Origin of the sequence: Vibrio breoganii (assembly GCF_001677275.1) — a bacterium.
GTDB classification, from domain to species: Bacteria; Pseudomonadota; Gammaproteobacteria; order Enterobacterales; family Vibrionaceae; genus Vibrio; species Vibrio breoganii.
The window spans coordinates 514,755-540,485 of record NZ_CP016178.1; the positions used below are offsets into that span (position 1 = coordinate 514,755).

A 25,731-nucleotide genomic window follows, 5' to 3' on the forward strand; every position below is an offset into this window, starting at 1 on the left:
TAATTCCCTTATGCTATTTCTGTGCTGATGGTTTGTTTCGGTGCTTTTTCTTTGTATACAAGCTTGTACATCGCGGGCATTACCATTAATGAAAGAACCGTTGCTGCAGCTAATCCGCCGATGATGGTAGCCGCCATCTGGTCAAACAATAGATCGCCCAGAAGCGGAATCATGCCCAATGCTGTGGTCAATGCCCCCATAGAAATCGCCATGGTACGGTTCATGGTAGCTTCTTTTATCGCATCAGAGAGTTCAAGGCCGTTGCGCCTTTCAAGCTCAATTTGGTCCATCAATACAATGCCGTTTTTAATGATCATACCGGTCAAAGTAATTGCGCCTATTAGAGCCATAAATCCAAATGGCTTATCCAGTAACAGTAGTGAGAACGTAGCGCCCGTTGCTGCCAGTGGCAGGGTAGTGTAGATAATGGCGGTCTGTTTAAAGCCATTGAACATAGCAATCATGATGATGGTTATGATCAGTAGGGCTTTTGGCAACTGCTTTACGATATCGGCAACGGCTTTGTGCTCGTCATAGTACTCGCCGCCCCATTCCATGCTGTAACCAGGTGGAAGGTAGATACCTTCTATTCGGTCTTTTACTGCATTTCGAACATTGGCCGGAGTTGTGTAGCGTTGAACAGCGGCTTGTGCGGTAATGGTCTTGACGCGATCGCGACGCCAAATCATGCTTTCCTCTGTTGCCAGCTCAAAACCATCCACTACTTGACCTAGAGGTACTGAGTGCAGTCCTAGCAGAGACTTCACAGGCAAGGTTTCAAGGGATGCCATATCTTGATTTGAACCACGCAGCTGAATAGGGATCAGCTCATCGTTAAGGTTCATGCGACCTAACGGCATGCCGTTAGTTCCTCGTTTCATCGCAAAGGCAATGTCTGCTCGGTTTATACCAGCGCGAAGGGCTTTGTCTTGGTTGATGATAGGTGTCAGCATTTTGCTTTGTTGGCGCCAGTCGTCACGAACGTATTTTGCGTCGGGGTGGCTTTCAAATATGGCTTTTGCCTCATCTGCAAGTTGGTGCAACACTTCTTCGTCAGGGCCTGAAAAACGTGCCTCTACGGCGTACTTATCTGCGGTAGCCAGTTTAAGGGCTCTAAATCTTGGCTCTGCATTTGGGAACGTTTCTGCAAGCCACTTATCACCGCGGGATACAAGATCATCAATAGCGAAGTAATCAGTGGCATTAATCAAGATTTGACCATAAGCGGGATCAAGTGGTTCTGGTTCTACGGTTACTGAAAATCTTGGGGCACTGGCACCGACTGATGTAGAAATACTTTCTACTTCTGGCTGAGCAAGAAGCCATTGTTCAATCTGCTTCATATCGGCAGAGGTTTGCTCTATCTTCGCGCCATTTGGAAGCCAATAGTCTAGAAATACAATAGGCCTGTCTGATTGCGGAATAAAGTTGATGGCTATATACGGAACACATACTGCTGTCGCTACAACTAGCGGTATAAGTGTACTTAGTGTTTTTATAGGATGGTCGACTATTGCGTTGATCATTCTGGAGAGTAGAGGATTCTTTTGGTTCGCACCCTTTTTGCTTGGCTTTAAGAATAACCAACACAGCAGTGCAGTCAGGGTCATAGCGACAAGCCAAGATAATAAAAGCGAAGAGGCCATGATACTAAACACTGAACCAGCAAACTCTGCAGCATCGGTTTTTGAGAATAGCACTGGGCTAGAACCCATGATTGCGATAACTGTTGCGCCTAACAGTGGCACTGCAGTTTCCTTCACTGAATCAATGGCAGCTTTGGTTCTCTCTATGCCCTTGTTCATCTTAGATTGCATCATGTCGGTAATTACAATAGCGTTATCGACCAACATCCCTAAGGCAAGGATGAAGGTACCTAGAGAGACACGATGCAAGTCTATTTCTGCAACATTCATGTATATTAGGGTCAGCAGGATAGTGATAAGCAAACTTGCACTCACTATAGATGCGCTTTTGAAGCCCATAAAAATAAGCAATACAACAAATACGATCGCGATACTTTCCATGAGGTTTACAACAAAGTCATCGATAGCAATTTGCACTTGCTCAGGCTGATAGGCAACTATTGAAACATCGACTCCCAGTGGCAGTTCTGCTTCAAAGTCATTGATAACCTGATTAATCGTATCGCCAAGAGAGACAACGTTGATGCCATCCACTGGGCTAACGGCAAGGGTGACTGAGGGGTCCCCGTTGAAGCGATTTTCAGTCATTGCAGGCGTTTGATAGCCCATAGTGACATCTGCAATATCACCTAAGCGAATCATGCCACTTCCAAGTTCACTGATACCGCCCTTAATGATCAAATTCTGAATATCGGCTAAGGATTCAAACTCACTGGTTTGTGCCACTCTGATTCGTTCTTGACCGGCTGCAAACTGACCCGCTTCAAAGGTCATGTTCTGAGTATTTAATTGGCTCCAAACTTGAGCGACAGAAAGCCCGTATTGCGCCAAGCGCTCATCCGGCATATCAATGTAAACCACACGTGGCTGAACGCCGTGCAGCTCTATTTTCTTAATGCCTTCTACGGCTTTGATACGGCGTTGCAACTCTTCGGCATATTGTCGCAGCTCTTCAGGCGCGGCGTCAGTGCCGTGAATGGCGAACAGCATGCCGTATACCTCAGAGAACTCATCTTGAACGATCGAGATTTGAGCACTGGTTGGCAATTGCAATTTTACATCTGAAACCTTGCGACGAAGTAGTTCCCATTGTTGGGGTAACTCATCGGAGTTCAAGCTCTCGTTGAGGTCGACAAATACCATAGATACCCCAGGACGAGATAGCGAGCGTAAGCGATTGAGCTCTGCCATCTCTTGTAGTTTGGTTTCTACGGTATCTGTGACTTGTTGCTCTACTTCTTCTGCGCTTGCGCCAGGATAAAGAGTAACAACAACCGCCGTCTTAACGGTAAAGGTAGGGTCTTCTAATTTTCCAAGATCAAAATATGAGTACAGCCCCGCGATGATACTCAACACGGTGAAAAAGAGTACGAAGGTACGTTGTCTAATAGCAAATTCAGCTAGGTTAATCATGTTTGTTCCTATAACTCTCGCACAGTGATTTTGTCTGCTTTGTCGCCTTCTTCAAGGTAGTGTGTACCGCTGATGACCACTTGATCTCCTGTCGAAAACTCACCTTTAATGCAGGCAGTTTTGGCATCGATTGAATCTAGGTCTACGGAACGTGGAGCAATGATGCCCTCTTCGACAACATGCACGCGCATATCGTGCTTGTTGCCCAATAGAGCAGAGTAAGGAATACAATAAGAGGAGTCAGCCAGTGACAAATTTGCTAAAACCGTCACTGATTTTCCTGGAAAGACAACATCAGATGGTTTGTCTAACGTCATAGTCACCGTATAGGTTTGCTTGATTAGGTGAGGCTTTGTAGCAATTTCACTAACGGTTGCTGGAAGTGATTCTTTGGCTTGATACCAAGTCACTTCTACTTGCTGTTCAGCTTTGAATTCATGAATAAGGTTTTCAGGTACATCGATATCCACCTCAAGTTTGTTGTTGTTCTGCAATGATACAACGGCGATACCAGGAAGAATTTGTTCGTGCTGTTCGTAATTGACGCTACCGATGGCCCCACTAAATGGTGCTTTTAATTCGGTGTATCTTAGGGTGTCTTCTGCGCGTTGAATGTTTTTTTGTACTACTTTTACCGCAGATAAGCTTCGTTCATAACCACTAATCGCGCGGTCAAGATTGACACTCGCTATTGCATCGTCTTCGATCGCTTGCTCTACACGAGCCAGTTCGGCCTTAGCCAGCTTGTGTGCTGATTGAGCTTCAAGCATTCGAGCTTCTAGTTCTTCTAAAGCTACTTGATAGTCATGTGGGTCTAGGCGAGCAATGGTTTGGCCTTTCTTTACAAAATCGCCTTTGCTGACGAGAAGTTCATTAATGGTTCCAGGAACACGAAAGGCGACACCGGCTCTTTCTTGAGAGTGAACTACACCAGTAAATTGTTTTGTGGATTTAAAAGACGGGTCTTCAAGCTCTACAACCTGAATGCTGCGTTGAGGCTTTGAAGCAAGCTTAGGTGTGGATTCTATCTGTTGGCATGCGCTAAGTAGCAGGACTACAGTGCTTGCTAGTATGGTTTTTGAATACTGCATATTCGGGCTCCTATATTCTAATAGCCCGATTGTAAGTGTTTCTTTGTACTAGATAATCTGTCTCAGTTAAGAATCACTGTCTCATTTATTGTGACAATAGTATATCTTGAGGAATTCTTTGTAATAAATATTCTATCAATATTCGGCTGGCATAATTCAATGTCTGTGGCTTAGGATGCAGTAAGTAGGACTGGTGTGTCACTGAAGCAGTATCAGGTAATACCTTTATCAGCTTGCCTTGTTGTAACTCTTCTTTAGCGGCAAGTTCTGGCAAGAAACCAATTCCTCTTCCCATAACTAGTCCTCTACGAATAAATCCTACGCTATTGCACACTAGCCATGGAGAAGCTGAAATTTTTCCTGACTCAAAATGCCACAAATTGTCTATGTTGCCACTAGGCCAGCGGTAACACATTACTTTATGTTTATGCAGATCGGCCAACGCTTGTATTGGTTCGTTATTTTTAATATACGCAGGTGAGGCGAGTAAGCTGTGATTCAATGGTATGAGTGGCTTAGCGATTAAATCAGAGTCTTCTAGAGCGCCACCATGAAAAGAGATATCTAAACCATATTGATACACTTCTTGAAAGCCGTTGCTCACCGTTCGAAGATCAAGCTCGACATTCGGATACGTATCATGAAAGTCAAACAGGGCGGGCTGAACAAACTCGTAGGTTTCTGCAAGCAAGCCAAGTTTGACCTTTCCTGACACTTCTCGGCTAGAGTAGGTCACAGCTTGATTGGCATCGTCTAACAACTCGACAACCTTTTGTACTTTGCTGAAGTAGCTATCACCATTGTGAGTGAGCGACAAAGAGCGAGTAGTGCGGTGGAATAGCTGTGTATTGAGTTCTTTTTCAAGTTCGCTGATGCGTCTGCTGACATTAGCACGAGGCAGGTCAAGCGCGTTTGCAGCAGCGGTAAAGCTACCCAATTCAACTACGCGAAGGAACAGTTTCAAGTCTTCAGTCTTCATGAAAAATCTATTATTTGAGTGAGTGCTAGTAAGTTTATTTTAGGATAACTTAGTTAGTTAGCGTTCGATATAGCAGTGGTTACAGTTCTTATTCATAAATCAGTTTTATAAACCATCTAAACGCCAGTGACGTTATCTCTTTCAAGTGCTTGGTTACAATGAACCAAGTAAAAAAATAAAGAGAAGCAGACATGAAAAAGCTTGAGTTTGGATTAGGGCCTATTGAAATAGGACACATTGCCATCGCCATTGGTATGTTGCTTGTGTGTATATTCTTTGGCGCCTTATAGGCATCAATTTTAAGTAAGTAGTTTTTGTTTTTAATGAGTACTGCTTATACGTAAGCAGTGCTTAAGTGTGCGCGTAAGAAAAGGAATAACGCATATTCCTACAGCGTACTGCAGATAGCATAGAATTCGCGCGAAACTCATAACAAGAAGCGAAAACAAAATGTCTGCTACGTCTTTACCTTCTTCTAACGAAGGCCTGGGAAGAAAAATAGCAAGGAGCATCATTTCAGTTGTCTTATATGTGCTTAAGGCTGTGATTGTTTTTGGCGTTATCGCCGGAGCATCTATTGCTTTATCCAAATTAGGCTCGATCCATGGAAAGGATCTACCCGCTGAATATTTCGTCGACGGATACCCTACAATCCTCAAACTACTCGACTCTGAAGTCTTCATGGGCTTCGTATTCTTTGTCACCATCGCAATACTGGTTTATTTGGTGTATCTGTTTTGGCAACTGCATGAAATTGCCGTACACAAGGCCTCAGAAATGTCGAGCGCCCACACCCAAATCGTTTTTGCCCTCTCTTTGTGTGGTCTGTTTATCAATAAGGTCTGGTGGGTACTAGCCATCATCATCGCATTTGCTCGCTGGGATGTGATTGGGGAGTCTATCTCTAAAATTATCCGCAACGGCGTTTCTGGCAAAGCTCAAACAAAAGCATCTGAGGAGTAATCAATGAAAGAGATTATGCTACCTTACATCCTGATTTGCTGGATTTTGGTTAAGACGGGTGTGGTTAAATGGAACCTGAGAAGCGGCACCTTTATGGTGGGTACAGGTATGCTCCTAGCGACCATGTTATTTATTGCTCACCGTTTCTGGTCTCCTGCTGACTTAACAGACAGTACAACGGTTAAAGCCCCTCATGCTGTTTTGAGTCCACTATTTGGTCAGGAAGTGGATCAAGTATTCGTTACTCACAATCAGATGGTGAAAAAAGGCGATCTGATTTACACACTTCGCTCAGAAGATACCGAGTCACAATTAGAGAGCCTAGCCGCTCAAAAGAGAGCCAGCGAAGCTGAAATCTTGTCGTTGAGAACACAACAGAAAAACGATAAGAAAACTCTAGGAAGACTTGAGAAGCTAAAAGATTTTTCAAATGACGCTGAGCGCGATAAAACGCGAACGGCCATTGAAACGGCTGAAGCGAAAATTGCAGCTGCACATGCGCAGATCATGAATATTGAAGCGCAAGTTGCTTCGGCAAAGTGGCAACATGAACGTCGTGAAGTTCGAGCGCCATTTGATGGCCAGCTATCCATTACCAACATCACTAGCGGTACACGTACCGGTAACATGCACTTGTACTCAACAGAGAAGAAGTTTGTTGAGATGCGTATTCCGGATCAAACGTATCGTGGCATCAAGGTAGGGCAGTTTGCTGAGTTCTATGTTGATGCTTACCCTGGTGAGATCTTCCGTGGCCGTGTACACAGTGTCACTGCTGGTACGGGTGAAGCTCAGGTTCAAGTGCGCCAGGGTAGCCAACATGTGAGACAGCACGTTGGAAATAACATGAACTCTCATGGCCGTACTATTGTGATTGAGTTTAATGAGCCAGAGGGTTACAACATCCCAATTGGTGCAACAGGTTCTGGCTGGGTTTCAGCAGAAAAGCCACACCCAATGCTAGGCTTTATGGATATCATCGGTGGTGCGACCGTTCGCCTCAAGGCTTATAAAGCGTATTTGTCGGCAATATAACAAACACTAAAGTGTGAACTAAAAAAGGCAGTATCATTATTTGATGCTGCCTTTTGCATTGAGGATAGCTTACTAAAGTGATGGATTCGCTTTAAGTTCTTCCATTACACATTTCTCAACAAGATTGGCAAGCCACTGACTTTTTGGAGACTTTCTTTTAGAGGATTTCAGTACTATTGCCGTATCAATGTCTAAATCTGGAATATCTGCATCAGTTCTATAGGAGATATATCGCATGGTATGTGCGCAATCCATTAGTTGCGTTAAAAGCATATAATTATCAACAAAAATAGTGGCTTCAACATCGGGAAGGGCACGCTGAAAGCGATTTTCGTACTCGTTTACTCCAGACGCAATATACTTAACAAACTCACCCTCTTTGTTTCCTTTAATGAGCCCCGAACCTGTATACAATTTCTTTTGATAGAGGGTTTGAGGTTTATCGCTAAGGATGTGAAACCCCAAGTCGACTTCTTCATCGAGAATCATGTTCTCTGATAGCTTGGTCCAGTTTCTTACCTCAATGATGGCGTTCGTTTCTTGTCTAATTTTTCTAATAATAGGGTTGGAAAACCGTATGGATAAGGGTTCCAAAATATGAAGAGTCACTCGATCTACGTTGGCGGGTGAGAACTCTTCTGGTTCAAGCGAGTGAGAAATTTGCTCAATGGCGTTTTGAATTTTGGGCTGTATGCTTATGGCATAAGAGGTGGGCGACAAGCCCTCAGCACTGCGAGTGAATAGAGGATCATCAAGTTCTTCTCGTAACTGAGCCAATACTTTTGAAATATAAGACTGTGAGCGCCCCAGTTTTTTTGCCGTTCGTAGTGTGGAGTGTGTCTGCATTAAATTCAAAAACACATTCAATGAATTGAGGTCTGTAATTCTCATCTTATCGCCATTACTACATTAGATTATTATAGAGTAGCAAAAAACCAATGAAATCAATAAGCTTATAACGAATAAGTCCCGTTTAATTTTCCAGTGATATTCGATATTCCTACAAGCTATAAGCCTATCCGTATAATACGCACAGATATGGATTTGGCTATTGATGAGCTAAATCCCTAAGCCTACTCACTTATAGATTTGGAAAATTATGTCAACAAATAGACTTCCATTCATCACATCGGCAGTGTCAACTAAGCAATCTTCTAACTTATCACTTTCTCGCTTAGCCATGATGACTTCTGTAGCACTTGCTTCTGCTATGCCAACAATGGCAAACGCTAGTGGCTTATTTCTTCAAGAAGCAGTGACAGCAAATGCTGGTGTTGCTGGCGCAGGTGACGGTGTGTATACCGAATCCGCGGCAGCAATGTGGACAAACCCTGCGACTATGTCTTACATGGGTGACTCTTTAACGACCATTAATTTAATGGCGTTTGATCTCAAGATGAAGTTCCATGATGCGGATACGCCAGCGCAAGACGGAGAAGCACAATCTTACCTACCATCTATTTCAATTTTCCATGCTCATCAGGTTTCTGAGAAGGTTCACTTAGGTTTGGCGTTAGGTGCTGCTGGTGGCTCAAGCCTATCTTATGGTGACGACTGGGCAGGAGCGGGTGCATTAGATTCTATTACGTTGAACGTAATTGTTCTTAATCCATCGTTGTCGTACAAGATTAATGATCAATGGTCGGTTGGTGGTGGTGTACAGTTTAGTTGGGCTGCGTTTGAACAATCTACAGCGGCTATAGCAACTAAACAGGATACTGATTGGGCATACGGTTATAACCTAGGAGTGATGTATCGTCCTACTGATAATCTAGACTTAGGTTTAAGCTATCGCTCGAAATCCGAACATAGTTTCGATGCTGAACTACAAACTCTACCTCTTTCAGTTTCTACAGATATTGAAGTGCCAGAAATCATCGATTTGAGTGCTCGCTATGGAGTTAGTGAAGACCTAAACTTATTGACTAGCGTACAGTTTCATCGCTGGAGTGCATGGGAGGCGACGGTTCTGGATCTAGGTGTTGCTAATGGCGTAGCAATTGAGCGTGACTGGGATGACGTTTGGAAGTTTGCTATTGGTGCAGACTACAAATTGAACTCAGATTGGCGTTTGAAGGCTGGCTTCTCCTATGAAACATCACCACAAGATGATCCGGAAAAACAATGGGTTGATTTACCAGTAGGCGAGCAATATCGTTACTCGGTAGGCGCATCAACAAATTGGGACAATGTCGGAATAGACTTCTTCTATGAGTACGCAGACCTTGGTGAAGTAGAATCAGCGAAACGTTCTTTTGTTGGCGAGACAGCCAGAGCTGGCGTAAACGGCACCTTCGACGGACGCATCCACTTCGTAGGTGTGAACTTAACTATCTAATCTAGATAAACAAAAGCAAAACATACGAAATAGCCGACTTTAAGTCGGCTATTTTTATAACTGGTCTTCAATAGGCAGAATACCCGCCATCCATGATCCCATTCGCCTCCATACACTTGCATCAGGCTCGCTAGTCAAGGTTTCTCCACTTTCTAGATCTCGCCAAACTAGGTCACCATCTTCTATTTCCAATTTATAGGCTGACTCTATTAGCTGCGCTTGTATTTCTGATTTTGACTCTGTTACGAAGGGTTCATGATCGAGAATTACGGCCATTTCAGTGTTGATATGGGCAGACCTTGGGTCCCAGTTCATCGAACCAACGAACAAAATGTGGTCGTCAATGAGCATGATCTTGGCATGCAGACTAGAGTGACCGCTACCCGTCATTGACCACTTACTTTTTATATTGGCAGAAGCTTTTATCTCCCAAAGCTCTACACCACCTTCAAGAAGGTCTTTCCTATATTTAGAGTACCAACCATGCACGGCATACACATCGTTAGAGGCGAGAGAGTTGGTAATAATGGTTACTTTCTTACCTGATTTGACGCCATCGATTAGCAATGCAGTACCATCCGCAGTGGGTACGAAATAAGGCGAAATAATGATGAGCTCCGAATCAACACCTTCCAAAATTAACTGCAGGTCATCGATTAATTGGCTTCCTTCGCCAACGATTTTGTTGGGCCTATCATAGAGAAGTTTACCTTCGCCCCAATATAACTGCAGTTTATGCTCTCTCATCTTGGAGTAGAATTGCAGGCGGGTCATGTCGTACACTCCAGAGGTAAATTGTTCCTCAAGCTCCTCATCCACTGCAAACTGTTCTACTTCTTCTCTCTTTAATTCTGTTGCACTAGAGGTAATCCAATCAATAGGAACAGCAAAATCACTGTTCCAGTACTTGTCGAATTGCTCTCCGGTTTGTTCTACCGTATTGCCATAAATTAATAAGTCAAAATCCCCAAACTCTACTGGTGAGTGATAGGAAAAGTATTCATTTCCTATGTTTCTACCGCCTACAACACTAGCGACACTATCTGCGGTAAGGGACTTATTGTGCATGCGGCTGTTTAGTCGTTCGAAGTCGGCAAGAAATCCCAGACCTCTCGCCGAGCGATAGTTGTTTGGGTTGAATAGCCGAACATCAATATTAGGGTGTGAGTGAAGGTAGGCAAGATTATCGTCATTGCGCTTTTGCATGTCATCTAGCAATATTCGAACCCTAACACCGCGTTCTGCTGCCTCGAATAACCGCCAAGTCATTAAGTTGCCAGTGGCATCGTCACGGTAGATGTAATATTGAAGATCTAAGGTGTGCTCTGCAGACTCAATCAACACAATGCGTGCAAGTAGCGCATCGTGACCCTTATCTAAGGGGTAGAATCCAGTATAGATTGAGGTGTCATACTCTGATTGGTCAAAGTATTGAGCTAACTTACTGTCAGCCTGATAGCCAAGTTGATGTGTGACTGACTTTGGAGGAGGAGTCTGCTGTTGAGTAGCACACCCTGAAAGGATGCCAACAAATAAAACCAGTATTAGTTTCCAATGAGCAAATGTTGGCAATGGTGACTTCCTTTGTTCTCTGTTGATGCTTAATGCTTGAAAATGACGTCTTCGTTCGGCACTCGATGTCTTTCTCCGTAGATACCTTCTTTCGTTCGCTTGCCTACGCTAACAATCATAGTGATTTCATCATTTTTACCCAAGCCAAGTAGCTTTTTAGCGCGAACTGAATCAAAGCCTTCCATTGGGCAGGTGTCATAACCTTGGTCGCGTATCGCAGTCATAAAGGTCATTGCGGCTAAAGATGTGCTTTTATGCAGGCAGACTCGTAGGTCTTGCTTGGTAACTTCTCTGAACATAGGCTTCTTTATGCCCATAAAGGTCATCATGATCTTTCTAAGAAAACCTTTGATGCCCAAGCTGTCATTACTATAAACAAACGGAATCAGTTTTTCGTAGTACTTAGTCGCACGCTTTGCGATGTCATCCATTGGCCTGCCCGCAAAATTCTCGCGTACCTGCGATGCATTCATTTTAGCTCTTTGCTGCCATTTGTCTGGCGTAGTAACAAAAACCACCATTTCATTGGCCGTTTTAGCTGCATTCTGCCCCATACAGTATTTCGCAAGCTCGGCACGCTTCTCTTCACTGATGACTCGATGAAATTCCCACAACTGCATGTTACTGCTGTTTGGACTCAACACAGTCAACTCCAGAGCTTGTTGTACCTTGTCGTGGTCGAAATTCGCAGTTTGATCGTACTTGCGAACGGATCGACGAGAGTGAATTAATTCTAAAAAGGGAAGATGTTCTGACATAACAAAGACTAAAATGATTAAGGATTCGTGTTTGTAACAGCTAATTTGATATATTTCAACAAAGTAGGGGAAATGAATGTCATTGAATATGGATGTAAAACAAGGCGTTGTGATACAAGCATTGAATATGGATTGGCAGGCCAGCCCAGCCAAAGGCGTATGGCGAAAACCATTAGAGCGTGAAGCGGCCGAAACAGGGCTTGTGACCTCAATAGTTAAATACGAGGCTGGTTCTCGGTTTTCTGAGCACAGTCATCCGTTTGGAGAAGAGATCTTCGTACTAGAAGGTGTCTTCTCAGATGAGGAGGGGGATTACCCTGCGGGCACTTATATTCGCAATCCTCCTGGTAGCAAACACTCTCCATTTAGCGAGCAGGGGTGTACCTTGTTTGTGAAGCTTAATCAATTTGATAAGGCAGATAAAACCACAGTGAGAATCAATACCCAAACCCAGCCTTGGCTGGCGGGAATTGGTAACTTGGAAGTTATGCCTTTGCATTCTTTTGAGGCTGAGAATGTGGCTTTAGTAAAATGGCCGAAAGGCGAACGCTTTCAACCTCATTCTCATTTTGGTGGAGAGGAGATTTTGGTTCTTTCTGGCGAGTTCCAAGATGAGTTTGGTCAATATCCTCAATACACTTGGATTCGTAGCCCTCACCAGAGTCAACATTTCCCATTTGTCGAAGAAGACACCATTATCTATGTCAAGACAGGGCATTTATTGTCTAGACTCTGAGTTTTGTCTATTTCTAGTTTCCTACCCATACTGACTCTGTTAGTATCGCCCCATCGTATTAGTCGGGGAGCCAATAGGCTGAGATCGCAGTAGCGAACCCGTGGAACCTGATTCAGTTAGTGCTGACGTAGGGAACTAGTCGCCATTCTAGCTATAGATCTTACTGTCCATAGCACAGCAGGCCTGGTTTCCGTTCGTCTGACGAAAAGGAAATGCCTGTGTCCCAATCAAAAAAGACTCCAATTGTTCTCACTATCGCTGGCTCTGACAGTGGTGGCGGTGCTGGTATTCAAGCCGACATTAAAGCCATCTCAGCAACCGGTAGCTACGCCTGCTCTGTAATCACTGCATTGACGGCGCAAAATACTCAAGGTGTGACTGGTATTTTGCCGATTTCGGCGGAGTTTATCGAACAGCAGCTTGATGCTGTATTTACCGACCTTGATGTTGTAGCGGTAAAAGTCGGCATGCTTGCTGAAGCGGGTCTCATTCAAGCGGTAGTCAAAAAACTTAAGCAATACCAACCAAGATACCTAGTTGTTGACCCTGTTATGGTGGCAACAAGCGGTGATCTTCTTCTTCAGCAATCGGCTATCGAAACCCTGAAAACAGAGCTTCTTCCACTTGCGGATGTCATCACGCCAAACTTGCCGGAAGCAGCAACGTTGTTAGGTCAGTCTCTGCCAACGACCGAGGCGCAAATGAATGCGATGATTGAAGATCTTCGAGGCTTGGACTGTAAAGCGGTACTGCTTAAGGGGGGTCACTTAGAAAGTGAATCTACCAGTACAGACCTTCTTATTACGCCTAATGAGGTTGAAACCTTTACCGTTGAGCGTGTGAATACGCAAAATACCCATGGTACGGGTTGCACCTTATCTTCAGCGATCGCTTCTTTCTTAGCTCAAACGGGCTCACTGAGTGAATCCGTCGCTTTAGGAAAGAACTACATTTCCAATGCCATCGCCCATGCGGATGAATTGGAAGTGGGCAGTGGTCACGGCCCCGTGCACCATTTCTACGCCTTAAACAAATAGTACAGGTTATGTCGGTTCATTCGCCTATGGGCATTGTGATTGAAAACGGAAGCTTGCAGTTCTCTGATGCAAGCTCACCCCTGTTTAGCGACCTAAATCTGCGCTTTCCTGAGGGAAGCTTTAGTAGTGTGCTGGGTAAAAGTGGCTGTGGTAAAACAAGCCTGCTTCGCTTATTAGCAGGGTTATTGCCCGAAGACGTACATTGGAGTGGCTCTATTCACAGTGGCTTCGAGCATAATCTATCGGATTCAATTGCCTACATGGCACAGCAAGACTTGTTAATGCCTTGGCTGAATGTGCTTGAGAATGTGTGCTTCAGTGACCGCTTTAGTCAAAAAAAGCTGAATAAACAGCAACAGGCTGAGCGAAAACAACAAGCGAGTAAATTGCTGTCTAAATTAGGGTTAGAAGGGCAAGAACATGTCCATCCAAGACAGCTTTCCGGCGGAATGAAACAGCGCGTCGCTCTTGCAAGAACCTTGATGCAAGACAAGCCTGTAGTGTTAATGGATGAACCTTTTTCTGCCTTAGATGCTGTCACTCGTTATCGCTTGCAGGATCTTGCTTGTGAGATGCTTGAAGGTAAAACGGTGGTGTTGATTACCCACGATCCACAAGAGGCCTTGCGCCTTAGTGACCATATCTACCTGATGCAATCTCAGCCAGTAGAGATTGAAACTGTGCCTGTGCCAAGTGGAAATACACCGCGCCTGATCAATGCCGAAATGGCCGAGCTTCAACAAAGCATTATCGAGCAATTGGGAGGTCGTGATGACTAAACAAGTCGTCGTGCAGCAAGGCCTTACCAGCCGAGTAAAAGCAAATACTTCTCACGTGATACGTTTGATCATCTCGTGCTTGGTGGTGCTTGGTTTATGGCAGGCAACGGTGTCACTTTTTGATTTACCTAGCTTTATCTTACCTGAACCTATTGCGGTATTTGATCGCCTTGGCAGCCGCAGTGATGTGCTGCTTCAACATACGATTGTTACCTCGCAAGAGATTGTTTTAGGGCTTTTGTTAGGCCTTAGCATGGGCCTGATGTTTGCGCTTCAGATGTTGCTTTTTGAACCACTGCGTCGTTGGTTACTGCCTATATTGATTGCCTCGCAAGCGATTCCCGTTTTTGCCATTGCGCCAATACTCATGCTGTGGTTTGGCTATGGCATAGCCTCAAAGGTTGTGATGGCCGCTCTAATTATCTTTTTCCCCGTTACCACCTGTTGTTATGACGGGCTGCGTAATACGCCAAAGGGCTACCTTGATTTGAGCAAAACCATGGGAGCCACGCGCTGGCAACAACTCACACAAGTTCGATTACCTGCAGCCATGCCAGCATTGGCCTCTGGTATTCGTGTGGCTGTGGTGGTTGCGCCGATTGGTGCAGTAGTGGGCGAGTGGGTTGGCTCTAGCGCCGGTCTTGGTTACTTGATGCTTCAGGCCAACGCACGAATGATGATTGATGAGATGTTTGCGGCGCTGTTTATTCTGGCACTTATCTCGGTCACCCTTTATTTCATCACAGACAGACTACTCAACAAATTTATCCCTTGGCAGTTTGATTAACTGCCAATCTTTTAATGTCGTTAAGGAAGAGACATGACCTTGTTTAAAAATACATTCAGTGCAGTACTGGCCGGTATTGCGCTTTTAGTGAGCGCGAGTGCTTCTGGTAAGGACAAAGAGCTGACCTTGATGCTGGATTGGTTCGTTAATCCTAATCATGGCCCTATCGTGATTGCCCAAGAGAAAGGCATGTTTGCCGAGCAAGGCCTAAAGGTAACCATTCAAGAGCCTGCTGACCCAAGTGTTCCATCAAAGCTTGTGGCAGCAAATCAAGTAGACCTCGCCATCTCTTATCAGCCCTCATTTCTCATTGATGTAGCCGCAGGTTTACCCTTGGTGTGGAGCGGTACTTTGCTGGCAACACCTTTAAATACGCTAACGGTACTAGATAACGGCAAGATCAACTCTTTGTCTGATCTAAAGGGAAAAACCGTTGGCGTATCAGTATCGGGCACAGATGAAGCCATTATCGGCAAGATGCTGGGTAATGAAAATGTCGATTATTCTGATATCAAGATTGTGAATGTGGGTTGGGCGCTGTCTTCTTCACTAGCATCGGGAAGAGTCGATGCGATTTGGGGAGGAATGCGCAACTTTGAATCTCATCAGTTAGATCTTGAAGGCTACAAATCTAAGAGCTTCTTTCCTGAAGAGCACGGCATCCCACCTTATGATGAGTTGATGTTTGTGGCCAATGCAGAAAACTACGATAAAGAGGCAATTCAGCGCTTTAATAAGGCACTAGAACTGGCCACTCAATACATAGTGAATCATCCAGAAACGGCGTGGAAAGAGTTTATCGCCTATAACCCAGACACTTTGGATAACGAGCTTAACCATAGAGCTTGGATTGATACCTTGACCCGCTTTGCTTTGCGCCCGTCGGCGGTGAATAAGCAGCGCTACGATGATTACAGCCAGTTTATGTACGACCTAAAAATCATCAAGACTATCCCTGATAGCAATAACTACCTCATTAACTTTTAAGCCAGTGTCACAAGGAAGACCCATGAAACGATTTACCTCAAAACTGTTTGCATTGCTTGCCAGTTCTACTCTTTTGCTCAGCCCATTATCGCAAGCTAAACAAACAGAGCTTACCCTGATGCTGGATTGGTTTGTTAACCCAAACCATGGCCCAATTGTTATTGCTCAACAGAGAGGCTTGTTTGAAGCTCAAGGTTTAAAGGTGAATATCCAAGAGCCTGCGGACCCAAGTGTCCCTGCAAAATTGGTGGCGGCAAATAAGATCGACCTTGCAGTGTCGTACCAACCGACACTGACCATTGATGTGGCTGCAGGTTTGCCGCTCATTCGCAGTGGCACATTGATTTCTACACCACTTAACACGCTGATGGTTATCGATAACGGCAAGATCAACTCTGTTGCAGACCTGAAAGGTAAGAAAGTCGGCGTTGCAATTGCGGGCAATGAAGAAGCGACAATTGGCACTATGCTGCGCTCAGCGGGACTTGAGTTCTCAGATGTAGAGATCATTAATGTTGGTTGGGCACTGTCGTCGTCGGTGGCTTCCGGAAAAGTAGATGCGATTTGGGGCGGACTGCGCAACTTTGAAACCAACCAGCTTGCACTAGAGGGCTTTAAAGCCAAAGCATTCTTCCCAGAGGAGCACGGCGTACCTGCTTATGATGAATTGGTCTTTGTTGCCAATGCCAACAGCTATGACGCTGAAGCATTGAAGCGCTTTAACTCAGCGATTGAGTTAGCCACACAGTATATTGTGAATCACCCAGAGCAAGCGTGGAAAGAGTTTGTGGCTTATAACCCAGATACGCTGGACAACGAGCTAAACCGTCGCGCGTGGGAAGACACATTAACCCGCTTTGCGTTGCGCCCAGCGGCAGTTGACCGTCAGCGTTATGATAATTACGCACAGTTTATGTTTGAGAATAAGATCATCAATAGCGTTCCAAACAGCGCTAAATACTTGCCAACGTTTTAAGGTAATCCCATGAATACCCAGCAACTAATCGAAGCCTGCCAACAAGAGTGGAATGGCTACATTGAACATGATTTTGTCCATCAATTGGCGGATGGCACTTTGCAACATGAGGTATTTCTTCATTACCTAAAACAAGACTTCTTGTTTTTGAAGCAATACACGCGCGCCTATGCCTTAGCAATTTACAAAGCAAAAAGTCTATCTCAGATGAGAAATGCGCTACCCAGCTTACACAACTTGCTGGATTCTGAGATTGGTCATCACATCGAGTTTTGTGAGAAGTGGGGCATTAGCGAACAAGAGATGGAAGCTGAAACCGAAGACTTTGGTACAGTGGCCTACACGCGCTATGTACTCGACACGGGTAATGCGGGTGATCTGGTTGATCTCTATGCGGCACTCGCCCCTTGTGCCATCGGTTATGGTGTCATTGGCGATAACCTCGCTAAGCGTGATACAACAAAATTGGAAGGCAATCCGTATCGCAGTTGGCTTGAAATGTATTCGGGCGAAGAGTTCCAGCAAGGCGTGGTGAAGTGCATAGAGAATCTTGATCAATTAATTGCTGATATCCCGCTAGAAAGCGCTCGAGGCAAAGAATTAATCGAGGTATTTAGAACTGCGACACGCATGGAAATCGCATTTTGGGAACAAGGCTACAATTCGATTCGATGATAGTAGGCCGTTAAATAGGATTATATAAATGGATAAACAACAAATTGCCCAAAGTCTGCAAACACTTCGGGATAGCAAACCTTTGGTTGTGAACGTAACTAACTACGTAGTGATGAACAACACAGCTAACGCACTGTTGGCTATTGGCGCTTCTCCTATCATGGCGCACTCGGCTCAAGAAATGTCAGAGATGATGAGCTTTGCTGGTAGCTTAGTCATTAACATCGGCACGCTGGATAGCGTATGGATCCCACGTATGTTGTTTGCCGTTGAGCAGGCTAACATCAATGGCAAAACTGTCATTCTCGATCCGGTTGGCTGTGGCGCAAGTACGCTTCGCACAGAGGTTTCTCGTCAGATTGCAGAGCAAGCCGACAAGTTGATCATTCGTGGTAATGCGTCTGAAATCATCGCTTTGGCGGGTGAGCAAGCTCAATCTAAGGGCGTGGATGCGCTAGACAGCAGTGATTCAGCGGTGAATGCTGCGAAATTCTGCGTTGAGCAATACGGCGCGAATGTGGTTATCTCTGGCGCAAGCGATTATGTTGTAACCACTGAGGCGACATACAAGCTCGACAATGGGCATGAAATGATGCCGTACGTAACGGGTATGGGATGTTCGCACACTGCTATTACTGGTGCGTTCGCCGCGGTTGGTGAGGTTACTGGTCTTGCCGCTACGGCTATTTTGGGCGTTGCAGGCGAAATCGCTGCTGAAAAATCAGCAGGCCCAGGTTCACTGCAAATGAACCTTCTAGATACTCTGTATCAACTTGATGTTGAAAGCGTATTAGCGCGCTTAAAACTGCAGCAGGTATAAGGATAATTCGATGAACCCTTATGAACTCTACTTTGTTACCGATGACCAACAAGATATAGAGACTCTATGCTCGGTGGTTAAACAAGCCATTGCTGGTGGCGTCACTATGGTGCAAATTCGAGAAAAGCACGGTGATGTGCGTGCGTTTATTGAAAGAGCACGAGCGGTAAAATCCGTCATGCGGGGAAGTGGAGTGCCACTGATCATCAACGACCGTGTTGATGTTGCCCTAGCTGTAGATGCGTGCGGGGTTCATTTAGGACAATCGGATATGCCTGTAGCCGATGCAAGACGGCTGCTCGGCGACGACAAGCTACTAGGTTTGTCAGTGGAGAGTGAAGAGCAGCTACTTGAAGCGCAATCTTTTGCTGTGGATTATTTAGGTGTCAGCGCTATTTTTGCTACTCCTACCAAAACCAATACCGTGAAGCATTGGGGAGTTGAGGGTTTAACCAAAGCGGTTGAGCTTTCAAAACTTCCATTGGTGGCTATTGGCGGTATCAACGACTCAAATATTAAGAGTGTGGTTGATACTGGGGTAGACGGTATCGCTTTGGTATCGGCAATCTCTGCGGCGAGCGATCCTACGCAGGCGAGTAAAGATCTTCTAAACAAGATGCGTAGCTAGTTACACCTAGACTAAAAAATAAATCCGCTGATCTTCTTAGGAAGGCCAGCGGATTTTTCTTTTTTAGCCACTATCAATTTTTGACGGATTTGGTCCGCCAAGTGAGAGTTAGTTGTTTCGCAATAGCCGATTAATATGTGCGTGTTGATTAATTAATACCAATCACACTAAGTAAGTGCTCAGAAATAGCGCAGGAAAAATGTTCGAGAACAAGGCAGAAATTTTGGATAAGTAGTTACTCTACAATCAAAAATTCTAACGCCGTTATTGAGCATTTTAACCAGCTAGGATGATCAGTTATTTAGTCCGATTGGTAATACACCACTTGGAGAAAAGACATGACCCTCAACAAACGCACTGGCCTTCTACTATTGGCTTCACTTTTTGTTTCATCAACTGTTTTCGCGGCTAACACCCAAGACCAGCAAGTAATCGATTTATCGAAAGATGAACTACCAGGTTCAATCGGACTGTCTGCTACGCCAGATTCACTGCCAAACTTTAGCTTTCACAAAACCAAAGCAAACGCTGACGAAAGAGTAGAAGGCGAGCCTGCTAAAAAAGACAACATCGATGCATCTGATCACGATCCAGCGGGGTCTATTGGCTTCTCTGCCGACGTTGATTCATTGCCGAAATTTCACTTAAAGCAAAAGAATCGCGATGCACACAAGAACAACCTATAAACGGAGTTTATCTAAGCAATGATACGGAACATCAACCATCACTCTTGCGTGATCTCGATTGATTCAGCCTTAGTGCGACGTTTACACTGAGGCTGTCTCGGACAGACCGAACCGCGAGAGCAGATGAGCCTTGCTCTGTTGTCCATTCCTCGCTCTATCCAGTTTATATTTAAGATCCTTCCTACGGTCAATAACAGCTCTTTAATATCCCTTGGGATCGGGCCGGTACCGCCGTTTTCAATACAAGACTGCTTCAGTCTTTCTGCAACGTCTACCGCATCAAACCCTTGTGCTTGAATAGCATGGTTGAGATCGACACCGCTACACAATACATGTGCATTACCTGCAAAATCCTTTACTTTGACCGATTCACAGCAGTAGATATGTGGCACGTCGTTTTGCATCAAGATGGATATTTGCGCGATGCTAACGTTAAAATCCGTGTCTTTGGTGGTCATGCGAAAAACCGCCCAGTGCTGGCATGGGTCTTCAACCATCTTCATGTTTCCCCACGGCAGAGGAATACCATTGCCTCTATACACGGCTTTTAATGTACCTGGGTAATAGGCGTCAAAATAGTGCCAGTGAGGGTAGGGAGATACTGCTGTCATGCGGCGCATTGCGATTGATTCTGATACCCCTGCCAATTTACACACACTAATGTCGTAACCGTTTCGGTCGAGAAGTTGCCTGAAAGGGACTTTTGGACAAAGCAAAGCCCCAGCAAAGAATGAACACTCAAAATCTCGCCATGCGTGCAGTATCTTTGTGGAGTCGAGCTCTACAGAGCCACCTTGTTGTTTTTCATCTCTCACGCCGTAGCTTGGCTTGCTATCCGACATGAGTTTACTTTTTTCACCGTCTCCTTGATGCAGCACCATGTGACCAATATTGACCGCAATGTCATATTTCAGCCGGATAGGGTCATCTTTAAGAATGTTGTTGATATGCAAAATATTAGGTGCTTCAAAGTAGGAGCGAGCAACGCGCTGCTTCTTATCTCCACTCGCTTCAGTAACGGTTTCTGGTAGCTCCTTGAACCACTTTATCTTAAGGCCAATATCCACGCAGATCTCGAAGAGATCATCGACGGCGAGTGGCATTTTCTTTTGGCCTATTTCTTCAGCTGCACGCTCAAGGTCGGGGAAGTGGTTTTGGTTGTGCTCTTGATGGGCTCGAATCAATAAGTGGGCAAACTGCCGTCCTGTAGTGCCAGTTTGTGCCAGCATTTCAGGTATGGCTATCTGAAGTATTTCCTTTGAAAACAGAAAGCTAGGCTCCAGGGCCATGCCAACGACGCCGCCTCTTGAGCCTTTTTCAGGAACAATTTCACTTTGCTCCTTGGCATCGTCCAAAAACCAATTTACCGGCTTTTGAAACACATCCGCAATTACCTCAAGCATGTCTTCACTTGGCACTCTTTTACCGCGTTCAATCATGGAGAGATACGACACGGATGGCGCAGATTCTGGGTTGAGTTTTATACAGCGAGACGAGAGATCATCAAGGGTGAGGTGATTTCTCTTACGCAGGTTTCGGATCTTAGTACCAAGAAAATGCGATTGTCTGAATAAGCTAGTTTTTGTCTTCATATTTGTAAAATTTACACTGTGTAATTTTATTTGTGAAATTCTAGTGAATATTTAGTTAAAGTAAAAATGTAGACAGAAGAAATTAGACCGCAGTAACAGATTAACTTCTTCTTTATGCAACAGCAGCTAGGTGACAAAGCACTTCAATGACAATCACGAGGAATGATGCCATGAATCTACCAATGACTAAGGAATGCCAGATACAACAGAGCTTTTGCCAGTTTATCAACACTGAAGTGCTGCCACTTGTCGGTTTGGATGTCGATGAGTTTTGGAACAACTTTACGCAATTGGTTACCGAGCTAACGCCGATCAACCAAGCATTGCTTGAGACGCGCTCTCAGATGCAAAAGCAAATTGATCAGTTCCACGAAACACATCGTTCATTCAATGCAGAGCAGTACAGAACCTTTTTGAAAGAGATTGGTTATCTGCAAACCGAAGGGGAAGACTTTTCAATAGAGACTGAAAATGTTGACCAAGAGATTGCGATGATTGCTGGCCCACAGCTAGTGGTTCCTATTAAGAATGCACGCTTTGCTTTGAATGCGGCGAATGCGCGTTGGGGAAGCTTGTATGACGCTCTTTATGGTACAGACGTCATTCCACAAACTGAACCAGGGATGAAAGCGGGCAAGAAATACAATCCAGCGCGCGGCAAGCACGTTATTGCTTACGCTAAGGATTTTCTAGACAGAGTATTCCCTCTGGATCAGGGCTCACACCATGATGTAGAGAGCTACACCATCTATTTCAACGGTCTGATGGCGCATTTCCCTGATGGTACTCATACAGGCTTAAAACAACCAAAGCAGTTCGTAGGTGCCAGCGACCCTGAGCGTGAGCCCACTTCAATTCTACTGAAAAACAATGGCCTACACGTTGAGATCATCATCAATCGTCAAGGCAAAATTGGAAAGACTGACCTATCGCATATTGACGACATCATTGTTGAGTCAGCGGTATCGACCATTATGGATCTGGAAGACTCTATCGCTGCGGTAGACAGCGAAGACAAGATTGATGCGTACCGCAATTGGTTAGGCTTAATGACAGGGTCTCTGCACGCTTCTTTTGAGAAAAATGGTGCAACGCAAATCCGCCGCCTTGAAGGTGACAAGAGCTACACAGGTCGAAACGGAGAGGATTACAACCTGCATGGGCGTTCGCTACTGCTTATTCGTAACGTTGGCCACCTAATGACCAGCGACTTGATGACATTATCAAATGGAGAGCAAGCACCAGAAGGCATCATCGATGCGGTAGTAACAGCGTTAATAGCGGCGGTAGAGATTAAAAACCCAGACCTATGCCGAATGAAAAATAGCCGTACTGGTAGCATCTATATCGTGAAACCAAAGATGCACGGTCCTGAAGAAGTGGCGTTCTCTTGCAAGTTGTTTAGTCGAGTAGAACGTATGCTCGACCTTGAGCCGAATACCATCAAGATTGGCATCATGGATGAAGAGCGTCGAACTTCATTGAACCTTAAAGAGTGTATTCGTGCTGCTAAATCAAGAGTGTTCTTTATCAATACTGGATTCTTAGACCGCACTGGTGATGAGATTCATACCAGTATGCAAGCGGGTCCTTTCCTACCTAAGCACGAGCTAAAAAGCCAAACATGGATTGACGCGTACGAGAAGAACAACGTTTCAACGGGTTTAAATACGGGAATGTCGGGTAAAGCTCAGATCGGTAAAGGCATGTGGGCGATGCCTGATGAGATGTCGCAGATGATGGATCAAAAAACAGCTCATTTAGAAGCTGGCGCAACCACGGCCTGGGTTCCTTCGCCAACAGCAGCAACCTTGCACGCGCTTCATTACCTTGAAATCGATGTAAAGCAGCAACAACAGCGTTTGTCTGCAAATAACGAAGACTACAAAAAGGGTATGTTGACCATTCCTTTGATGGCTCAAGAAAACGAATTGACTCAAGGTGAGATCATTCGCGAATTAGAGAACAACATCCAAGGGATCTTAGGCTATGTAGTTCGCTGGATTGAGATGGGAGTAGGGTGTTCAAAGGTGCCGGACATCAATAACACCGCATTGATGGAAGACCGCGCAACCCTGCGTATCTCTAGCCAACATATTGCGAACTGGCTTAAGCATGGCATCTGTACAGAAGAGCAAGTTAATAGCGTGCTTGAACAGATGGCGGAAACCGTAGACCAGCAAAATGATGGAACATCAGGTTATTACCCAATGACTCCAAATACTGAAACTAGCCATGCATTCCAATGTGCGAAGGCGCTAATTTTCCAAGGTACTGAGCAGCCAAATGGCTATACAGAACCACTACTTCATGAGTATCGACTACAGGCAAAACGATAACCCCATTTACTAGCTACCAAAGTACTGCTTATTAAAATCACTGAGAGAGGGACATTATGGATAACTACAAATCAGTAATCGAAACAGCAAAGGGCACTATTGATCAAAACGGTCAAACGTGGGCTGCAATTAATCCGGAATACGTAGCACGAATGAAGCTACAGAACCGATTTAACTGCGGATTAGATATCGCTCGCTACACAGCAAAAATCATGCGTGAAGATATGCAGTCGTACGATGAAAGCAGTGCTAATTACACTCAGTCTTTGGGTTGCTGGCATGGGTTTATCGGCCAACAAAAAATGATTTCGGTTAAGAAGCATTTTGAAACCACTCGCGGTCGATACCTATACCTTTCAGGTTGGATGGTTGCTGCAATGCGTTCTGAGCTAGGCCCACTGCCAGATCAGTCGATGCATGAGAAAACCTCGGTACCTATGCTAATCGAAGAGCTTTATACCTTTTTGAAGCAAGCGGATGCCCGTGAGCTTAACCACCTTTACAAAGCCCTAGACCAAGCACGCAACACTGGTGACGCTGTCACAACGCAATCGGTACAAAATCAGATCGATAACTTTGAAACCCATGTTGTTCCTATCATTGCGGATATTGATGCAGGCTTTGGTAATGAAGAGGCTACCTATCTTCTAGCGAAGAAAATGATTGAAGCAGGAGCATGCTGTATTCAAATTGAAAATCAAGTATCTGATGCAAAACAGTGTGGTCACCAAGACGGTAAGGTAACGGTTCCACACGAAGACTTCTTGGCGAAAATCAATGCAGTTCGTTATGCGTTCTTAGAGCTGGGTGTCGATGATGGGGTAATCGTTGCACGTACTGACTCCTTGGGTGCTGGTTTAACTCAGAAGATACCGGTCAGTCAGTCAGAAGGCGACTTGGCAGATATGTACAACTCGTTCATTGACGGTGAAGAAATCACTAAGCTAGAAGATTTAGGCAGTGGCGAGATGGCGATAAAGCAAGGCGACAAGTACATCAAGCCAACGCGACTACCTAATGGACTGGTTCGCTTTAAACCCAATACCGGTGAAGACCGCGTGGTGTTAGATTGTATTACTTCGCTACAAAATGGTGCTGACCTTCTTTGGATTGAAACAGAAAAACCCCACGTTCAGCAAATTGCAGGCATGGTAAACCGTATTCGAGAAGTGGTGCCAAATGCGAAGCTTGTTTACAACAACAGTCCATCGTTCAACTGGACTCTGAACTTCCGCCAGCAAGTATTTGATATGTGGAAGGAGCAAGGCCAAGACGTATCGGCTTATGAGCGTGAGAAGCTAATGAACAGTGTTTACGATGAGTCTGAGTTGGCACGAGAAGCGGATATCAAGATCCAAAACTTCCAGCAAGATGCCGCTCGTGACGCTGGTATTTTCCACCACTTAATCACGCTACCGACATACCATACAGCGGCGCTATCTACTGATAACCTTGCTAAAGATTACTTCGGTGAACTGGGTATGCTGGCTTATGTTAAGGGTGTTCAGCGTAAGGAGATCCGTCAGGGACTCGCTTCGGTTAGACACCAAGATATGTCTGGTTCAAATATCGGTGATGACCACAAAGAGTACTTTTCTGGAGACCAAGCGCTTAAAGCGTCGGGTGAAAATAATACGATGAATCAATTCGCTTAGCGGTACTAGAAGCCCCCTAAAATTCTAGGTCGCAACAAGGTCAGAGCTTTACGCTCTGGCCTTTTTTTGATCCATGTAGAAGGTGAGCTAAAAATAGTCGTTTTCTATTACTAATCGCTAATATAATAACCACTGACTATACTGACCCCACTAAACACACTTCTTGAGAAATCTTATTTGTTCTCAAATTAGAAGCGGCAGTTGTTTTTTCATTTATAGCTTTGTTAATGAAGGAATAG

At 44.8% G+C, this 25,731-nt stretch carries 22 protein-coding genes and 1 riboswitch; of the genes, 15 read left to right on the top strand and 7 right to left on the bottom strand.

Annotation, left to right across the window (positions count from 1 at the left end; genetic code table 11):
• Positions 1–8: 8 nt before the first annotated feature.
• From A6E01_RS15270 to A6E01_RS15280, 3 genes are all read right to left on the bottom strand, one after another.
• The gene (locus A6E01_RS15270; RefSeq protein ID WP_065210621.1) at positions 9–3,059 is read right to left on the bottom strand and encodes an efflux RND transporter permease subunit; all 3,051 of its coding nucleotides are present in this window, start codon (positions 3,057–3,059) and stop codon (positions 9–11) included.
• 8 nt (positions 3,060–3,067) lie between these two features.
• Positions 3,068–4,150 carry an efflux RND transporter periplasmic adaptor subunit gene (locus tag A6E01_RS15275; RefSeq protein ID WP_017032125.1) on the bottom strand — a complete coding sequence of 361 codons (1,083 nt, stop codon included), beginning with the start codon at positions 4,148–4,150 and terminating at the stop codon, positions 3,068–3,070.
• A gap of 85 nt (positions 4,151–4,235) precedes the next feature.
• Positions 4,236–5,129, bottom strand: coding sequence for a LysR family transcriptional regulator (locus A6E01_RS15280; protein WP_065210622.1), 894 nt, complete (start codon positions 5,127–5,129; stop codon positions 4,236–4,238).
• Positions 5,130–5,579: 450 nt separating this feature from the next.
• Between A6E01_RS15280 and A6E01_RS15285 the strand changes: the two genes are divergently transcribed.
• Together A6E01_RS15285 and A6E01_RS15290 are read left to right on the top strand one after the other, a co-directional pair.
• Positions 5,580–6,092 (top strand): magnesium transporter, encoded by a 513-nt coding sequence (locus tag A6E01_RS15285; protein ID WP_065210623.1) that lies wholly within the window; start codon positions 5,580–5,582, stop codon positions 6,090–6,092.
• Positions 6,093–6,095: 3 nt separating this feature from the next.
• Entirely contained in the window at positions 6,096–7,127 is a 1,032-nt protein-coding gene (locus A6E01_RS15290) for an HlyD family secretion protein (RefSeq protein WP_017030112.1), read from the top strand.
• 72 nt (positions 7,128–7,199) lie between these two features.
• Here the strand turns inward: A6E01_RS15290 and A6E01_RS15295 are convergent, their stop codons facing one another.
• Entirely contained in the window at positions 7,200–8,018 is an 819-nt protein-coding gene (locus A6E01_RS15295) for a LysR family transcriptional regulator (RefSeq protein ID WP_017030113.1), read from the bottom strand.
• Between the two features lie 208 nt (positions 8,019–8,226).
• On the opposite strand from A6E01_RS15295, the gene A6E01_RS15300 reads away from it, so the two are divergent.
• Complete coding sequence (locus tag A6E01_RS15300; protein ID WP_065210624.1) at positions 8,227–9,465, top strand: OmpP1/FadL family transporter; 1,239 nt, start codon at positions 8,227–8,229, stop codon at positions 9,463–9,465.
• Positions 9,466–9,519: 54 nt separating this feature from the next.
• Here A6E01_RS15300 and A6E01_RS15305 read toward each other — a convergent pair whose 3' ends face one another.
• Positions 9,520–11,037: a phospholipase D family protein gene (locus A6E01_RS15305; protein ID WP_065210625.1), complete on the bottom strand. Its 1,518-nt coding sequence runs from the start codon at positions 11,035–11,037 to the stop codon at positions 9,520–9,522.
• 29 nt (positions 11,038–11,066) lie between these two features.
• A complete protein-coding gene (locus tag A6E01_RS15310) occupies positions 11,067–11,795 on the bottom strand; it encodes a nitroreductase family protein (protein WP_065210626.1) in 729 nt (242 codons plus the stop codon).
• 76 nt (positions 11,796–11,871) lie between these two features.
• Between A6E01_RS15310 and A6E01_RS15315 the strand changes: the two genes are divergently transcribed.
• The 10 genes from A6E01_RS15315 to A6E01_RS15360 all read left to right on the top strand — a co-directional run bounded on the left by A6E01_RS15315 (position 11,872) and on the right by A6E01_RS15360 (position 19,906).
• A complete protein-coding gene (locus tag A6E01_RS15315; protein WP_017030117.1) occupies positions 11,872–12,531 on the top strand; it encodes a cupin domain-containing protein in 660 nt (219 codons plus the stop codon).
• A 53-nt stretch (positions 12,532–12,584) separates the two neighbouring features.
• A riboswitch (TPP riboswitch) is annotated at positions 12,585–12,682 on the top strand.
• Between the two features lie 61 nt (positions 12,683–12,743).
• Positions 12,744–13,568 (top strand): bifunctional hydroxymethylpyrimidine kinase/phosphomethylpyrimidine kinase, encoded by an 825-nt coding sequence (gene thiD, locus A6E01_RS15320; RefSeq protein WP_017030118.1) that lies wholly within the window; start codon positions 12,744–12,746, stop codon positions 13,566–13,568.
• 8 nt (positions 13,569–13,576) lie between these two features.
• Entirely contained in the window at positions 13,577–14,347 is a 771-nt protein-coding gene (locus tag A6E01_RS15325; RefSeq protein ID WP_065210627.1) for an ABC transporter ATP-binding protein, read from the top strand.
• Complete coding sequence (locus A6E01_RS15330) at positions 14,340–15,134, top strand: ABC transporter permease (protein ID WP_017030120.1); 795 nt, start codon at positions 14,340–14,342, stop codon at positions 15,132–15,134. The genes A6E01_RS15325 and A6E01_RS15330 overlap by 8 nt, the downstream gene beginning before the upstream one ends.
• Positions 15,135–15,167: 33 nt before the next feature.
• The gene (locus tag A6E01_RS15335; RefSeq protein ID WP_065210628.1) at positions 15,168–16,121 is read left to right on the top strand and encodes an ABC transporter substrate-binding protein; all 954 of its coding nucleotides are present in this window, start codon (positions 15,168–15,170) and stop codon (positions 16,119–16,121) included.
• A gap of 22 nt (positions 16,122–16,143) precedes the next feature.
• Complete coding sequence (locus A6E01_RS15340) at positions 16,144–17,097, top strand: ABC transporter substrate-binding protein (RefSeq protein ID WP_065210629.1); 954 nt, start codon at positions 16,144–16,146, stop codon at positions 17,095–17,097.
• 9 nt (positions 17,098–17,106) lie between these two features.
• Positions 17,107–17,772, top strand: a complete 666-nt coding sequence (gene tenA / locus A6E01_RS15345; protein ID WP_017032140.1) for a thiaminase II — start codon at positions 17,107–17,109, stop codon at positions 17,770–17,772.
• A 28-nt stretch (positions 17,773–17,800) separates the two neighbouring features.
• The gene (gene thiM / locus A6E01_RS15350; RefSeq protein WP_065210630.1) at positions 17,801–18,592 is read left to right on the top strand and encodes a hydroxyethylthiazole kinase; all 792 of its coding nucleotides are present in this window, start codon (positions 17,801–17,803) and stop codon (positions 18,590–18,592) included.
• Between the two features lie 10 nt (positions 18,593–18,602).
• On the top strand, positions 18,603–19,220 hold the full coding sequence (thiE, locus tag A6E01_RS15355) for a thiamine phosphate synthase (RefSeq protein WP_065210631.1): 618 nt from the start codon (positions 18,603–18,605) through the stop codon (positions 19,218–19,220).
• A 338-nt stretch (positions 19,221–19,558) separates the two neighbouring features.
• Positions 19,559–19,906 carry a hypothetical protein gene (locus A6E01_RS15360; protein ID WP_017032143.1) on the top strand — a complete coding sequence of 116 codons (348 nt, stop codon included), beginning with the start codon at positions 19,559–19,561 and terminating at the stop codon, positions 19,904–19,906.
• A gap of 38 nt (positions 19,907–19,944) precedes the next feature.
• Here the strand turns inward: A6E01_RS15360 and A6E01_RS15365 are convergent, their stop codons facing one another.
• A complete protein-coding gene (locus A6E01_RS15365) occupies positions 19,945–21,498 on the bottom strand; it encodes a DUF3612 domain-containing protein (protein WP_082961389.1) in 1,554 nt (517 codons plus the stop codon).
• 170 nt (positions 21,499–21,668) lie between these two features.
• Between A6E01_RS15365 and A6E01_RS15370 the strand changes: the two genes are divergently transcribed.
• On the top strand, positions 21,669–23,837 hold the full coding sequence (locus A6E01_RS15370; protein ID WP_065210633.1) for a malate synthase G: 2,169 nt from the start codon (positions 21,669–21,671) through the stop codon (positions 23,835–23,837).
• 56 nt (positions 23,838–23,893) lie between these two features.
• Positions 23,894–25,492: an isocitrate lyase gene (locus A6E01_RS15375; RefSeq protein WP_017030129.1), complete on the top strand. Its 1,599-nt coding sequence runs from the start codon at positions 23,894–23,896 to the stop codon at positions 25,490–25,492.
• Positions 25,493–25,731 lie beyond the last annotated feature (239 nt).

Bases quoted from the DNA above. Each gene is read 5' to 3' on its own strand.
- A6E01_RS15270 (WP_065210621.1), bottom strand. From the start codon at position 3,059: ATGATTAACCTAGCTGAATTTGCTATTAGACAACGTACCTTCGTACTC.
- A6E01_RS15275 (WP_017032125.1), bottom strand. From the start codon at position 4,150: ATGCAGTATTCAAAAACCATACTAGCAAGCACTGTAGTCCTGCTACTT.
- A6E01_RS15280 (WP_065210622.1), bottom strand. From the start codon at position 5,129: ATGAAGACTGAAGACTTGAAACTGTTCCTTCGCGTAGTTGAATTGGGT.
- A6E01_RS15285 (WP_065210623.1), top strand. From the start codon at position 5,580: ATGTCTGCTACGTCTTTACCTTCTTCTAACGAAGGCCTGGGAAGAAAA.
- A6E01_RS15290 (WP_017030112.1), top strand. From the start codon at position 6,096: ATGAAAGAGATTATGCTACCTTACATCCTGATTTGCTGGATTTTGGTT.
- A6E01_RS15295 (WP_017030113.1), bottom strand. From the start codon at position 8,018: ATGAGAATTACAGACCTCAATTCATTGAATGTGTTTTTGAATTTAATG.
- A6E01_RS15300 (WP_065210624.1), top strand. From the start codon at position 8,227: ATGTCAACAAATAGACTTCCATTCATCACATCGGCAGTGTCAACTAAG.
- A6E01_RS15310 (WP_065210626.1), bottom strand. From the start codon at position 11,795: ATGTCAGAACATCTTCCCTTTTTAGAATTAATTCACTCTCGTCGATCC.
- A6E01_RS15315 (WP_017030117.1), top strand. From the start codon at position 11,872: ATGTCATTGAATATGGATGTAAAACAAGGCGTTGTGATACAAGCATTG.
- thiD (WP_017030118.1), top strand. From the start codon at position 12,744: ATGCCTGTGTCCCAATCAAAAAAGACTCCAATTGTTCTCACTATCGCT.
- A6E01_RS15325 (WP_065210627.1), top strand. From the start codon at position 13,577: ATGTCGGTTCATTCGCCTATGGGCATTGTGATTGAAAACGGAAGCTTG.
- A6E01_RS15330 (WP_017030120.1), top strand. From the start codon at position 14,340: ATGACTAAACAAGTCGTCGTGCAGCAAGGCCTTACCAGCCGAGTAAAA.
- A6E01_RS15335 (WP_065210628.1), top strand. From the start codon at position 15,168: ATGACCTTGTTTAAAAATACATTCAGTGCAGTACTGGCCGGTATTGCG.
- A6E01_RS15340 (WP_065210629.1), top strand. From the start codon at position 16,144: ATGAAACGATTTACCTCAAAACTGTTTGCATTGCTTGCCAGTTCTACT.
- tenA (WP_017032140.1), top strand. From the start codon at position 17,107: ATGAATACCCAGCAACTAATCGAAGCCTGCCAACAAGAGTGGAATGGC.
- thiM (WP_065210630.1), top strand. From the start codon at position 17,801: ATGGATAAACAACAAATTGCCCAAAGTCTGCAAACACTTCGGGATAGC.
- thiE (WP_065210631.1), top strand. From the start codon at position 18,603: ATGAACCCTTATGAACTCTACTTTGTTACCGATGACCAACAAGATATA.
- A6E01_RS15360 (WP_017032143.1), top strand. From the start codon at position 19,559: ATGACCCTCAACAAACGCACTGGCCTTCTACTATTGGCTTCACTTTTT.
- A6E01_RS15365 (WP_082961389.1), bottom strand. From the start codon at position 21,498: ATGAAGACAAAAACTAGCTTATTCAGACAATCGCATTTTCTTGGTACT.
- A6E01_RS15370 (WP_065210633.1), top strand. From the start codon at position 21,669: ATGAATCTACCAATGACTAAGGAATGCCAGATACAACAGAGCTTTTGC.
- A6E01_RS15375 (WP_017030129.1), top strand. From the start codon at position 23,894: ATGGATAACTACAAATCAGTAATCGAAACAGCAAAGGGCACTATTGAT.